At 69.7% G+C, this 13,600-nt stretch carries 10 protein-coding genes and 1 rRNA gene; 6 read left to right on the top strand and 5 right to left on the bottom strand.

Annotated features, from left to right (window positions below; genetic code table 11):
• Positions 1-62: 62 nt before the first annotated feature.
• The 4 genes from I2501_RS38520 to I2501_RS38505 form a co-directional block, all read right to left on the bottom strand.
• The gene (locus I2501_RS38520) at positions 63-1,193 is read right to left on the bottom strand and encodes a hypothetical protein (RefSeq protein ID WP_196198740.1); all 1,131 of its coding nucleotides are present in this window, start codon (positions 1,191-1,193) and stop codon (positions 63-65) included.
• Complete coding sequence (locus I2501_RS38515) at positions 1,175-1,927, bottom strand: ABC transporter ATP-binding protein (protein WP_196198739.1); 753 nt, start codon at positions 1,925-1,927, stop codon at positions 1,175-1,177. Before I2501_RS38515 ends, I2501_RS38520 begins: the two co-directional genes overlap by 19 nt.
• A 227-nt stretch (positions 1,928-2,154) precedes the next feature.
• Positions 2,155-3,531: an aspartate aminotransferase family protein gene (locus tag I2501_RS38510; protein ID WP_408022822.1), complete on the bottom strand. Its 1,377-nt coding sequence runs from the start codon at positions 3,529-3,531 to the stop codon at positions 2,155-2,157.
• Positions 3,528-4,001 carry an Lrp/AsnC family transcriptional regulator gene (locus tag I2501_RS38505; RefSeq protein WP_196198742.1) on the bottom strand — a complete coding sequence of 158 codons (474 nt, stop codon included), beginning with the start codon at positions 3,999-4,001 and terminating at the stop codon, positions 3,528-3,530. The genes I2501_RS38510 and I2501_RS38505 overlap by 4 nt, the downstream gene beginning before the upstream one ends.
• Before the next feature lie 185 nt (positions 4,002-4,186).
• Here I2501_RS38505 and I2501_RS38500 point away from each other — a divergent pair, with 185 nt between their 5' ends.
• Positions 4,187-5,623 carry a gamma-aminobutyraldehyde dehydrogenase gene (locus tag I2501_RS38500; protein WP_196198738.1) on the top strand — a complete coding sequence of 479 codons (1,437 nt, stop codon included), beginning with the start codon at positions 4,187-4,189 and terminating at the stop codon, positions 5,621-5,623.
• A 53-nt stretch (positions 5,624-5,676) separates the two neighbouring features.
• Here the strand turns inward: I2501_RS38500 and I2501_RS38495 are convergent, their stop codons facing one another.
• Positions 5,677-7,341, bottom strand: coding sequence for a PucR family transcriptional regulator (locus I2501_RS38495; protein WP_196198737.1), 1,665 nt, complete (start codon positions 7,339-7,341; stop codon positions 5,677-5,679).
• A gap of 235 nt (positions 7,342-7,576) precedes the next feature.
• Here I2501_RS38495 and I2501_RS38490 point away from each other — a divergent pair, with 235 nt between their 5' ends.
• The 5 genes from I2501_RS38490 to I2501_RS38470 form a co-directional block, all read left to right on the top strand.
• The gene (locus tag I2501_RS38490) at positions 7,577-9,106 is read left to right on the top strand and encodes a gamma-aminobutyraldehyde dehydrogenase (protein ID WP_196198736.1); all 1,530 of its coding nucleotides are present in this window, start codon (positions 7,577-7,579) and stop codon (positions 9,104-9,106) included.
• Positions 9,107-9,182: 76 nt separating this feature from the next.
• The gene (locus I2501_RS38485) at positions 9,183-10,577 is read left to right on the top strand and encodes an NAD(P)/FAD-dependent oxidoreductase (protein ID WP_196198735.1); all 1,395 of its coding nucleotides are present in this window, start codon (positions 9,183-9,185) and stop codon (positions 10,575-10,577) included.
• A gap of 237 nt (positions 10,578-10,814) precedes the next feature.
• Positions 10,815-11,300, top strand: a complete 486-nt coding sequence (locus I2501_RS38480; RefSeq protein WP_196198734.1) for a hypothetical protein — start codon at positions 10,815-10,817, stop codon at positions 11,298-11,300.
• A 142-nt stretch (positions 11,301-11,442) separates the two neighbouring features.
• Positions 11,443-12,966, top strand: a complete 1,524-nt coding sequence (locus I2501_RS38475) for a CoA-acylating methylmalonate-semialdehyde dehydrogenase (protein WP_196198733.1) — start codon at positions 11,443-11,445, stop codon at positions 12,964-12,966.
• Positions 12,967-13,470: 504 nt separating this feature from the next.
• Positions 13,471-13,600: ribosomal RNA gene (locus I2501_RS38470) — 16S ribosomal RNA — on the top strand; the annotation flags it as partial.

The following is a 13,600-nucleotide window of genomic DNA, read 5'->3' as shown; positions in this document are numbered from 1 at the left end:
GGCGCCCTTCTCGTCGTCGCGGCTGAGCCGTCACTGCTGAGGGGCCGTCAGACCACCGAGGATCACGCGCTCAACGCCGCTGCCGCGAGTACGCCTGCGCCTGCGCCGGCAGCCAGGACCACCGCACCGGCCGCAGCGGTCCGCAGCGCTATCGACGCCTGTAGCGTCGAGGTCGGCGTTCCCATGCGGCGCAGCGGGAGATAGGCGGCGCGGTGGGCACCGGCGAGCTCGGCCAGGCGGGTGAGGAGGGCGCCGAGGACGCAGAGGGCAAGGAGGCTTCCCTCGATCGCAGGGAGTGGCCCGACCGGCTTGTGGGTGCCGGAGGTGTAGTGGAGCACCGCGGCCGTGCCGACGGCGCCCGCGACCGCGAGGACGGCGAGGGGGGTGCCCAGCCGCCACGCCTGCGCCTGCAGACCGCGGCCCGCCAGCAGTCGCGAGGCACGCGGGCGGTGCCAGGCCAGGGCCAGGCCCGCGCCGTAGAGGAGGACCGGGACGGCGATGGCGATGCCGACCACCGCGATCACCCAGCCGACCGCCGCGGCCTGGAGGGCGTTCACCCGGACGGCGGTCACCACGACGAGTGTCCCCAGCGCCGGAAGACCTGCCGCAAGCGCGATGTGCCGGGAAGTCGGACGCCGCTGCGGCTGGTCGGAGCCGTCGACCGGAACCACGTCCGAGGGGCGCACCGCAGCCGCCGCCGCCACGCCGCCGAGCAGGGGGATCAGCGCCAGCAGCGTCAGCGTCCCCGCGATCGGCAGGCTGCCGTCCACGCCCAGCGCGGCGTTGAGCTTGCCCTCCGGCATCAGCTGCACCACGTTGCCGCGCAGCAGCAGGAAGCCGAAGAGCGCGAGCAGCGCACCGAAGGCGCAGGCCAACGCCATCTCCCCGGCCAGCAGCAGCCGCAGCCGCACCGGACCGACGCCTGCCGCGACCAGTCCGGCGACGCGCTCGGGCTGCTGCAACGGGAGGGCCCGCGCCCAGGCGGCGGCCAGGTAGGCGACGCCTGCCAGCGGCGGGAGGCACCACAGCAGCCGGTCCAGCGCGGGACCGGCGGGGCTCGGTGCGCTTGTGGAGAGCGCGCGTCCGAGTGCACGCAGCAGCAGCGCGGCGACGACGGCCGAGGCCACGCTGGTGAGGAACCAGCGCAGCAGGTCGAGCGCGCGATAGCCGCGCGCTACACGGAGGTAGAACACGTGCGGGCGTCCTCTTCCAGCTCGCTCAGCGCGACGGCGTCCCGGGCGTCGACAGGTTGGGCGAGCCGTCCGTCGGCCATCACCGCCACCCGGTTGGCGTACCTGGCCACGCTCGCGTCGTGTGTGGCCAGAATAAGGGTGATCTTGTGCGACCGCGACGCGGCAAGCAGTATCCGCAGCACCTGGTCCTGGGACTCGCGGTGCAGCGGCGCGGTCGGCTCGTCGGCGAAGACCACGGCGGGGGAGGGCGCGAGGGCGCGGGCCACCGCGATCCGCTGGCGCTGGTCCTGCAGCAGCTCGGCGGGGCGGCGCTTGGCGCAGTCGGCGACGTCGAGGCGCTCCAGCCACTCGCTCGCCGCGGTGGCCGCGACCTTGCGGGGCTGCCCGGCCAGCAGCATGGGCAGGGCGACGTTCTCGCGCGCGTTCAGCTCGGGCACCAGCTGCGGCTCGGGGCCGACCCAGCCGAAGCGCTCCCGACGCAGCCGTTCGCGTCCGGCGCGGGTGAGGGTGTGCACGGGGGAGCTGTTGAACCAGATCTCGCCCTCGTCGACGGGCTGCATCCCGCTCAGGCAGTCGAGCAGCGTGGACTTGCCGCAGCCGCGCGGGCCGGCGACGGCCAGCACCTCGGCCTCGCGCACGCCGAGGCTGACGCTGCGCAGGGCGGGCGTGCCGTGGTGCGACTTGACCAGCGCCCGTGCCCACAGCACGTCGTTGTCCGGTGGGGCGACGCTCACGACTTCCTCCGCTGCGAGTTGGTGGCTCACAGACTAGAACGAGACAGGCCGACACCGGTTGCGTGGCGTTTCTGACGCCGTGTCGCGATGATCACTCGATCGAGCGTGCGCATGTTCGCGCAAACGCCGCAGGGCGGCTCCGACCGGAGTAGTCGGAGCCGCCCTGGGCGGAGGGTGCGACAGGAAAGTCCCACCTGCTGGGCCGAACGGCTTACAGCTTCAGAGCTTTACAGCTTGGTCCACGCCTCGGTGAGCACGCCGCGCAGGATCTGCTCGATCTCGTCGAAGGTCGACTGGTCGGCGGTCAGCGGCGGCGAGAGCTGGATGACCGGGTCGCCACGGTCGTCGGCGCGGCAGTACAGGCCGTTGTCGAAGAGCGCCTTCGACAGGAAGCCGTAGAGCACGCGCTCGCACTGCTCGTCGGTGAACGAGGCCTTGGTGGCCTTGTCGGTCACCAGCTCGATGCCGTAGAAGTAGCCGTTGCCGCGGACGTCGCCGACGATCGGCAGGTCGTGCAGCTTCTGCAGCGTGGTGAGGAACGCGTTCTCGTTCTCGAGGACGTGCTTGTTCAGGCCCTCGCGCTCGAACAGGTCGAGGTTGGCCAGGCCCACCGCGGCGGAGACCGGGTGACCACCGAAGGTGTAGCCGTGCAGGAAGGTGTTGTCCTGCTTGTAGAACGGCTCGGCCAGGCGGTCGGAGATGATGCAGGCGCCGATCGGGGAGTAACCCGAGGTCATGCCCTTGGCGCAGGTGATCATGTCCGGCACGTAGTCGAACTTGTCACAGGCGAACATCGTGCCGAGGCGGCCGAAGGCGCAGATCGTCTCGTCCGAGACCAGCAGCACGTTGTACTGGTCGCAGATCTCGCGCACGCGCTGGAAGTACCCGGGCGGCGGCGGGAAGCAGCCACCGGCGTTCTGCACCGGCTCCAGGAAGACGGCGGCGACGGTCTCCGGGCCCTCGAACAGGATCTGCTGCTCGATCTGGTCGGCGCACCAGCGGCCGAAGGCCTCCGGGTCGTCGCCGAAGAGCGGGGCGCGGTAGATGTTGGTGTTCGGGACCTTGTGGGCGCCCGGGACCAGCGGCTCGAAGGGGGCCTTCAGGGCCGGCAGGCCGGTGATGGACAGGGCGCCCTGCGGGGTGCCGTGGTAGGCCACCGCGCGGGAGATCACCTTGTACTTGGTGGGCTCACCGGTGAGCTTGAAGTACTGCTTGGCCAGCTTCCACGCGGTCTCGACGGCCTCGCCGCCACCGGTGGTGAAGAAGACCTTGTTCAGGTCGCCCGGGGCGTAGTTGGCCAGACGCTCGGCCAGCTCGACGGCGGCCGGGTGGGCGTAGCTCCAGATCGGGAAGAAGGCGAGCTGCTCAGCCTGCTTCCGGGCGACCTCGGCCAGCTCCTTGCGGCCGTGACCGGCCTGGACCACGAACAGGCCGGCGAGGCCGTCGAGGTACTTGCGACCGTTGGAGTCGAAGATGTACTCGCCCTCGCCGCGCACGATGGTCGGCACAGGGTTCTTCTCGTACGACGACATGCGGGTGAAGTGCATCCACAGGTGGTCGTAGGCGGACTTGGACAGGTCCTTGGCGACCGGGTCGGCGCTCATCGGGTACCCCAGGTGTAGGTCTGTTTCCGGAGTTTCAGGTAAACGAAGCTCTCGGTTCTCCGCACGCCGGGAAGCGCGCGGATGCGCTTGTTGATGAGGTCGAGGAGGTGTTCGTCGTCCTCGCAGATCAGTTCGGCCATCAGGTCGAACGAGCCTGCGGTGACCACGACGTAGTCCACCTCGTCCATGGCGGCCAACGCGTCCGCGACGGGATCGATGTCACCCTCCACGGTGATGCCGAGCATCGCCTGTCGGGAGAAACCGACGGTCAGCGGATCCGTCACCGCGACGATCTGCATGACACCCTGGTCGAGCAGCTTCTGGACGCGCTGCCGCACAGCAGCCTCCGACAGGCCGACGGCCTTGCCGATGGTCGCGTACGCGCGGCGGCCGTCCTCCTGCAGCTGTTCGATGATCGCCTTGGAGACGGAGTCGAGTGGAACGCTGGCGTTCCGGTCACGGTTGGCCACGACGCTCACCTTGCCTGATCGTTCGCTCGTTCGCAAGTGATTCCGTCGCGAAAGCTTGATATCGATACTGAATCCATCGTTGTCATCGCCCGGGTCTGTCGATAACCGCAGCACAGAGCTACTCTGGGCGGCACGGCGACGCCAAGGACGATGTCGCCCCCGTCAGAAGTCGAGGAGAGTCCGAAGTGAGCGAGCTTCTGAAGCTGCGCAACTACATCAACGGCGCGTTCACCGATGCGGCCGACGGCCGCACCACCGAGGTCATCGACCCGACGACGGGTGAGGTCTACGCCACCGCCCCGCTGTCGGCGCAGGCCGACGTCGACGCCGCCATGGACGCCGCCGCCGCGGCGTTCGAGGCCTGGCGCGACACGACCCCGTCGCAGCGCCAGCTGGCCCTGCTGAAGATCGCCGACGCGGTCGAGGCGCGGGCCGAGGAGCTCATCGCGGCCGAGTCCAAGAACACCGGCAAGCCGCTCGGGCTGACCGCCTCGGAGGAGATTCCCCCGATGGTGGACCAGATCCGCTTCTTCGCGGGCGCCGCGCGCATGCTGGAGGGCAAGTCCGCGGGCGAGTACATGGACGGGATGACCTCGATCATCCGCCGCGAGCCGGTCGGCGTCTGCGCCCAGGTCGCGCCGTGGAACTACCCGATGATGATGGCCGTGTGGAAGTTCGCCCCGGCCATCGCCGCGGGCAACACGGTCGTGCTCAAGCCGTCCGACACCACCCCGGCCTCCACCGTCCTGCTCGCCGAGATCATCGGGGAGATCCTGCCCGCCGGTGTCTTCAACGTCATCTGTGGTGACCGCGAGACCGGCCGGATGATGGTCGAGCACGAGACCCCGGCGATGGCCTCCATCACCGGCTCGGTCCGAGCGGGCATGCAGGTCGCGGCCTCCGCGGCCAAGGACGTCAAGCGCGTGCACCTGGAGCTGGGCGGCAAGGCCCCGGTCGTCGTCTTCGCGGACGCCGACATCCCGGCCGCTGTCGAGGGCATCTCGGTCGCCGGTTACTTCAACGCCGGCCAGGACTGCACCGCCGCCACCCGCGTGCTCGTGCACGAGTCGATCCACGACGAGTTCGTGGCCCAGCTGGCCAAGGCCGCGGCCGAGACCAAGACGGGCCAGCCGGACGACGAGGACGTGCTCTACGGCCCGCTGAACAACGCCAACCAGCTCGCGCAGGTCACCGGCTTCATCGACCGCCTGCCGGCCCACGCCAAGGTCGAGGCCGGTGGCCACCGCGTCGGCGAGAAGGGCTACTTCTACGCCCCGACCGTCGTTTCGGGCCTCAAGCAGGACGACGAGATCATCCAGAACGAGGTCTTCGGCCCGGTCATCACGGTCCAGAAGTTCACCGACGAGGCCGAGGCCGTCCGCAACGCCAACGGCGTCGAGTTCGCCCTCGCGTCGTCGGTGTGGACCAAGGACCACGCGACCGCGATGCGCATGGCCAAGCGCCTCGACTTCGGCGCGGTGTGGATCAACACCCACATCCCGCTGGTCGCCGAGATGCCCCACGGTGGCTTCAAGAAGTCCGGCTACGGCAAGGACCTCTCCGCCTACGGCTTCGAGGACTACACCCGCATCAAGCACGTGATGACGTCCATCGAGGGCTGATCACCTGACACACCGTGAGGGGCGTGGGGCTTCGGCTCCGCGCCCCTCACGCGTCAGCGCCGGACCGCGTCCAGGGCCAGCAGCGCCACGTGCAGGGAGAGGCAGGACTCGACCTGGTCGAGGTCCACGCCGAGGACCTTCTCGACCTTGTGGAGCCGGTCGTAGAAGGACGGGCGGGAGAGGTGGGCGGCGTCCGCGGCGGCGGACTTGTTGCGGCCCTGTTCGAGGTAGATGCGGAGCATCGCGATCAACTGGCTGTTGTGCTCCGCGTCGTAGGCCAGCAGCGGGCCCAACTCTCGCTCCACGTACGTCTGCAGGCGCGCGTCGTCGCGCAGCAGGTGGAGCAGGCCGCGCAGGCGGACGTCCGGGAGGCGGTAGTAGGACGCGGAGCGGGCGCCCGAGGTGCCGGGGGAGTCGTGCAGGGCGGCGTCGGCGACCTGGGTCGCCTCGACCAGGGTGCGGCGGGCGTCGCGGACCGAGCCCACCGAGGAGCCGACGGCGATCACCGGCTCGGCGCCGTCCTCCTGCTCCTTGACCAGGCGGCGCAGCGCGCTCGCGAAGCCGTCCAGGGCGGTGTGCTCGTCGTCCTTCGCGCCGAGCGAGACCAGCAGCCCGACCGCCTCGTCGTCCAGCGCGCCGACCAGCGCGGTCAGTCGGCGCTCGCGCACGGCAGCAGCGGCCGTCTCGGTGAAGTCCCGCAGCCGCGCCTGCGCCTCCAGCGCGGCGGCGAGCTGCCCGCGACGTTGTCTCAGCACCACGCCGACCAGCCGTCTGCCCTCCAGCGGGACGCCCAGCGCGGAGGCGCGCAGCGCCACGTCGGAGACGGTGAGCGCGTGCGTCAGGATGCCGGAGAGGAGCGTGCGGTGGGTCTGCCGCTCCAGGGTCTCGCGGTCGCGGACCATCAGCCGGTTCAGCGCCAGCGTCGCCGCCGCGCGCTCCAGCAGCATGGTGTGCCGGTGCGAGGCCGCCTCCGGGGGAGCGTCCTCCGCCGCCGAGCCTGGGGAGCCGATCAGCACCAGCCGACCCCAGTCGTGGCCGCGCGCGCCGACGGAGGTGACCAGCCAGCCCGTTCGCGGGTCGTGGCCGGTGCGCCCGTTCGTGCGGACCCCGCGTGAGCGCGACTCCCAGCCGGCGAGCACCACCTGGGCGCTCTGACCGGCGGTGTCGTAGGTGAGGACCTGGTGCGAGAGGTTCTCCAGTACCACCGGCTCGCCCGCCATCCGGGCCACCTCGCGGACCACCTCGACGGGCTCCGCGCCTTCCACCGCAAGCTCGTTGAAGGTCTGGTGGATCTCCTCGGACGCCCGCAGCTCCTCCAACTGCGCGTTGACGACCAGGGCGTGGACCGCCTCGGTGACCGCGACGAAGCGCAGCTCACGCCGGAGCACGACCAGCGGCAGCCCGCGCTGCTCGGCGGCGTGGACCAGGGCGCGCGGCAGGTTGTCGAAGTAGCGCCGCCCGAACTCGACGACCAGGCCCGCCGCGCCGATGTCGGCGAGCTCGCGGACGTAGCGGGCCAGACCCTCGCGGTCCTCGGGCAGCGCGATGCCCGTGGTCAGGATCAGCTCGCCGCCCTGCAGCACCCCGGCCACGTCGGCCAGCTCGCTGACGTGCACCCAGCGCACCGGGCGCTCCAGATGCTCCCGCCCGGCCACGACCTCGGGCAGACCGCGGCTGACCACGTCCAGTTCCAGGACCCGGGCGACGGTGGGGAACATGCGCATCCTTGGGGGGAAAGAGGCGGCGGGAAAGGGCGGCGTGACGCCTTCATAGTGTCAGGCGAGGACAGGATTCCGGCAACGAGGTGTCACTGCCGGGCTTTCGCCCGCGGCCTTGTCATCATGTCATCGGGGAGGCGATCCGCCTTGCACACTGTCGCTTGCCCGGCCCCTTGCGGACGCGGCATCGTCGCAGGACGGGCACGCCGCCCCTTGCTCCCGAGGAGAGATACCCATGGACCGGACCATCGTCGGCGCACGCTTCGACGCCGGAGCCCAGTACATCGACGGAGCCCTGCGCCCGGGCACCTCCGGAGAGACCTTCGAGGTCACCAGCCCCGCTGACGGCAGCCTGGTGCAGCGCGTCGACCTCGCCTCGGACGACGACGTCGACGCGGCCGTCGCCGCCGCCAAGCGCGCGTTCCCCGAGTGGTCCGGCGCCACGCCGGGCGCCCGCAGCGAGGCGCTGACCAAGCTCGCGGCGATCCTGACGGAGCGCGCGGACGACTTCGCCCGCGTCGAGTCCGCCCAGTCCGGCAAGCCGATCAAGCTCACCACCGAGTTCGACGTACCCGGCACCATCGACAACACGTCCTTCTTCGCCGGCGCGGCCCGCAACCTGGAGGGCAAGGCCGCCGGCGAGTGGTCCGGCCTGCACACCTCCTCGATCCGCCGCGAGGCGATCGGCGTCGTCGGCTCGATCGCGCCGTGGAACTACCCGCTGCAGATGGCCGCCTGGAAGATCCTCCCGGCCATCGCCGCAGGCAACACCATCGTGCTCAAGCCGGCCGAGCTGACCCCGCTCACCTCGCTGATGTTCGCCCAGGCCGCGACCGACGCGGGCATCCCCGACGGCGTGGTCAACGTGATCACCGGCAAGGGCCGCAGCGCGGGCGAGCGCCTGATCGGCCACGCCGACGTCTCGATGGTCTCCTTCACCGGCTCGACCGGCGTCGGCAAGCGCGTCGGCGAGGTCGCCATGCAGACCGTCAAGCGCACCCACCTGGAGCTCGGCGGCAAGGCCCCCTTCGTGGTCTTCGACGACGCCGACCTGGAGGCCGCCGTCCACGGCGCGGTCGCCGCCTCGCTGATCAACACCGGCCAGGACTGCACCGCCGCCACCCGCGCCTACGTGCAGCGCGCGCTCTTCGACGACTTCGTCGCGGGTGTCGCGGAGCTCTTCGAGGCGGTCCGCCTCGGCGACCCGTTCAACCCGCAGACCGACCTCGGCCCGCTCGTCTCGCTGCGCCAGCGCGACTCCGTCGCCGGATTCGTCGACCGCGCCCGCGGCTACGGCGCGAACATCGTCGCCGGCGGCTTCACCCCGGAGAAGGGCCACGACGGCACCGACCTGACCCTCGGCGCGTACTACCGCCCGACGCTGATCACCGGCGTCGCCCAGGACGCCGAAGTGGTCCAGCAGGAGATCTTCGGCCCTGTCCTGGTCGTGCTGCCCTTCGACAGCGACGAGGAGGGTCTGCGGCTCGCCAACGACACCCCCTACGGGCTGGCCGCCTCCGCCTGGACCCGCGACACCTACCGCGCCCTGCGCGCCACCCGCGAGATCCAGGCCGGCTGCGTGTGGGTCAACGACCACATCCCCATCATCAGCGAGATGCCGCACGGCGGTTACAAGGCCTCCGGCTACGGCAAGGACATGTCGCAGTACTCGCTCGACGAGTACACGCAGGTCAAGCACGTGATGCAGGACATCACCGCACTCGCGCGCAAGGACTGGCACCGCACCATCTTCGGTGACCGGTAGTCACTTCTCCGCTCTCTCCCACCCTCTACGTCCCGGCGGCACGACAGACCGTCGGGGCAAAGAAAGCAGTGAGAACATGGATCCGGCCCATTCGCTCGCCGACGTCCAGTACACCCCCTTCTGGCTCGCGGACCCCGCGAAGCCCGAGCCCCTGCCGGCCCTGGTCGGCGACACCCACTGCGACCTGCTGGTTGTCGGCGGTGGTTACACCGGCCTGTGGACCGCGCTGATCGCCAAGGAGCGCGACCCCTCCCTGGACGTGGTCCTGGTGGAGGGCAAGGAGATCGGCTGGGCCGCCTCCGGCCGCAACGGCGGCTTCTGCGCGTCCAGCCTCACCCACGGCTTCTTCAACGGCCTGGAGCGCTGGCCGAACGAACTGCGCACGCTGGAGCGCCTGGGCGGCGAGAACCTCGACGCGATCGAGGCCGCCGTCAAGCGCTACGGCATCGACTGCGACTTCGAGCGCACCGGCGAACTGGACGTGGCGACCGAGCCGCACCAGGTCGAGGAGCTGCGCGAGGGAACCGAGCAGATGCGCGAGTACGGCGTCGAGGCCGAGTTCCTCGACACCGACGCGGTCCGCGCGCAGGTGAACTCGCCGACCTTCCTGGCCGGCGTCTGGCACCGCGACGACGTGGCCATGGTCCACCCGGCCAAGCTGGCATGGGGGTTGAAGAAGGTCTGCACCGATCTCGGCGTGCGGATCCACGAGCACACCCCGGCCACCGACCTCGCCCCGCAGGGCGCGGGCATGGCCGCCCGCACCCCCTACGGCCGCGTCTTCGCCCGGCACGTGGCGCTCGGCACCAACATCTTCCCGAACCTGGTCAAGCGGCTGCGCACCTTCCTCGCGCCGGTCTACGACTACGCGTTGATGACCGAGCCGCTCTCGGCCGAGCAGCTCGACGCGATCGGCTGGAAGAACCGCCAGGGCCTGGGCGACTCCAACAACCAGTTCCACTACTTCCGGATCTCCGCCGACAACCGCATCCTCTGGGGCGGTTACGACGCGGTCTACCACTACGGCAGCAAGGTGCGGGACGAGTACGACCACCGCCCCGAGACCTACCGCAAGCTGGCCGGTCACTTCTTCACCGCCTTCCCGCAGTTGGAGGGCCTGAAGTTCAGCCACGCCTGGGGTGGCGCGATCGACACCTGCAGCCGGTTCTCCGCGTTCTTCGGCACCGCCCACAAAGGCCGCGTCTCCTACGCGCTCGGCTACACCGGCCTCGGCGTCGGCGCGACCCGGTTCGGCGCGGAGGTGATGCTCGACCTGCTCGCGGGGGAGCGGACCGAGCGCACCGAACTGGAGATGGTCAAGAGCAAGCCGCTTCCGTTCCCACCCGAACCGGTGAAGTGGCTCGGCATCGAGATGACCCGCTGGTCGCTCGACCGTGCCGACCACAACGAGGGCAAGCGGAACCTGTGGCTGAAGACGATGGACGCCGTCGGGCTCGGCTTCGACAGCTGACAGTTTCGACAGCCGAGTCGGCTTCCGACCTTCGATAGGCATGTCCATGGCGGCGCACACCTTATAGCGGGTGTGCGCCGCTTTCGCGCTCTTACACGCCTTCTCGTCCCTGTGAGCCGGTCGCCCTCAACGATTGTGCGAAACCGCTGTAAGAGCCGGACCACGACCCGCTCTCTCTAGGTGACACCGGGCCAGCCATGCCCGGGTGCCAGCCGGCGGACGTGGAGGGCGAGGGTGATGGGAAGTCTCGAAGCCAGAGGCGCGGTCGAATGGTTGGCCGCCGCCGCACCGGATCCGGAAGCCACCCGCTGGGAGTGGGAACGCAGCGCCCTCGGCATCGCGCTGCTGCCCGCCGGGCGGTTCTGGGACGTACTGATCGTGCCCGGCGAACTCGGGCGACTGACCGTCGACGTACTGCTCCGCCTGGACAGCAACCCCGGACCGGTCCTCGTCGACTTCGGCGACTACCGGTTCGGCTTCTTCGTCCCGCCGGGCACCGCCGCGCGCTGGGTCGGCACCGGCGTACGCAGCGCCGGACCCGGCACCTGGCTCGCCGTCCCGCACCCCTCCCGAGCAGGTCGCGGCCTGCGCTGGCTGGTGCCCCCGGACGGCAGCGGCCTGCTCAACAATCCGGTGCTGCTGGAACTCGCCATGCACGAGGCGGCGGCGCTGCTGGTGGCCGGTGAAGGGGCCGACCGGGGGAACGGCGGCGACGGGGTGTAAGGCAGACCGGGGATTGTCCGACAACGTGCCGATTGAGGGTCGGGGAAGGGGAAAACAGAATGTAGAGAGAGCGGGACGACACCGCACGGAGCAAGTCTTCTGTGTGCCTTCTGTGTGCCCCGCCTGAACCCGGAGGCAGACGTTGAGCAAGCACATCACCCACTGGATCGGCGGCGAGGCCGTGGCAACGGCCGGTGCTGCGCCGCGCCGCGGTGACATCTACGACCCCGCCACCGGCAGGGTCACCGGCCAGGTCGACTTCGCCACCCTCACCGAGGTGGACGCGGCGGTCGGTGCTGCCGTCTCGGCGTTCTCCGAATGGCGCCACGCGTCCCTGGCCAAGCGCTCCACCGTGCTGTTCAAGTTCCGCGAGCTGCTCAACGACCGCAAGGACGAGCTCGCCTCGATCATCGTCTCCGAGCACGGCAAGGTGCACTCGGACGCCCTCGGCGAGATCGCGCGCGGCCTGGAGGTCGTCGAGTTCGCCTGCGGTATCCCGCAGTTGCTCAAGGGCGGCTTCACCGAGCAGGCCTCCACCGGCATCGACGTCTACTCGATCCGCCAGCCGCTCGGCCCCGTCGCGATCATCTCGCCGTTCAACTTCCCGGCCATGGTGCCGATGTGGTTCTTTCCCATCGCCATCGCGGCGGGCAACACCGTCATCCTCAAGCCCTCGGAGAAGGACCCGTCGGCCGCACAGTTCCTCGCGGAGCTGTGGAAGGAGGCCGGCCTGCCCGACGGCGTCTTCAACGTCGTCCACGGCGACAAGGTCGCGGTGGACCGCCTGCTGGAGCACCCCGACGTCAAGTCGGTCTCCTTCGTCGGCTCCACGCCGATCGCCCGCTACGTCTACGAGAACGGCACGCGCTACGGCAAGCGCGTCCAGGCGCTGGGCGGCGCCAAGAACCACATGCTGGTCCTCCCCGACTCGGACCTGGACCTGGCCGCCGACGCCGCGATCAACGCCGGCTTCGGCGCGGCGGGGGAGCGCTGCATGGCGATCTCCGTCCTGGTCGCGGTCGAGCCCATTGCGGACGAGCTGATCGAGAAGATCAAGTCCCGGATGGCCACCCTCAAGGTCGGCCCGGGCTGCAACGGCGACTCCGACATGGGCCCGCTGGTGACAGGAGTCCACCGGGACAAGGTCACCTCCTACCTGGAGTCCGGCGTCGCCGACGGCGCGGAGCTGGTGGTCGACGGCCGCAAGCACGCGATCGCCGGCGAGGACGTCAACGGTGAGGACACCGTCGACGGCTTCTGGCTCGGCCCGACGCTGTTCGACCGCGTCAAGCCCGGCATGTCCGTCTACAACGACGAGATCTTCGGCCCGGTGCTCTCGGTCGTGCGGGTGGACTCCTACGAGGCGGGCCTGCAGCTGATCAACAACAACCCGTACGGCAACGGCACGGCCATCTTCACCAACGACGGCGGCGCGGCCCGGCGCTTCCAGAACGAGGTCGAGGTCGGCATGGTCGGCATCAACGTGCCGATCCCGGTCCCGGTGGCCTACTACTCCTTCGGCGGCTGGAAGGCCTCGCTCTTCGGCGACCTGCACGCCTACGGCCCGGACGGCATCAACTTCTTCACCCGCAGCAAGGCCGTGACCCAGCGCTGGCTGGACCCGAGCCACGGCGGCATCAACCTGGGCTTCCCGACCAACGCCTGATCGGACGACCACCCATCGGGTGAACTCCGGCCCACGGGGCCCGGAACGCGGACTTGCATCCGCGTTCCGGGCCCTGTAGCGTTCTCCGGGTTGCCTCTCTCGCAGCGCGAGTCGCGCGGGACGCATGGCGACGATCCCCTGAATCCGATGATCGTACGAACTGTTTGTTTTGTGCTGTCATTTTTCAGGTCTGGTTGACGGATTTGGTTGACACCGAGGAAATCAGCTAGAGTTTCACTCGTCGGAACGGGCCGGAGCGAAAAGCGAAGGCCGGAAGTTCTGATAAGCTAGAAAACGAAGGAAGCGCCCGGAGGGCCCGGCCAACTTAAATGTTGGAGTCGGGGCCGAAGGAAGCGTCCGTTCCTTGAGAACTCAACAGCGTGCCAAAAGTCAACGCCAGTTACTTTTGAGAACAAATTTTCAGCGAGGACGCTGTGCACGGGTCCGCTCATTCCGGCGGATGCTGTGCCGCTCTACGTTGGATGTCCCGATTACGGGAAAGCATTCACGGAGAGTTTGATCCTGGCTCAGGACGAACGCTGGCGGCGTGCTTAACACATGCAAGTCGAACGGTGAAGCCCTTCGGGGTGGATCAGTGGCGAACGGGTGAGTAACACGTGGGCAATCTGCCCTG

This window comes from Streptacidiphilus fuscans (assembly GCF_015690355.1).
GTDB classification, from domain to species: Bacteria; Actinomycetota; Actinomycetes; order Streptomycetales; family Streptomycetaceae; genus Streptacidiphilus; species Streptacidiphilus fuscans.
Note: the sequence above shows the minus strand (reverse complement) of the source record. Positions and strands in the feature narration are given on the sequence as shown.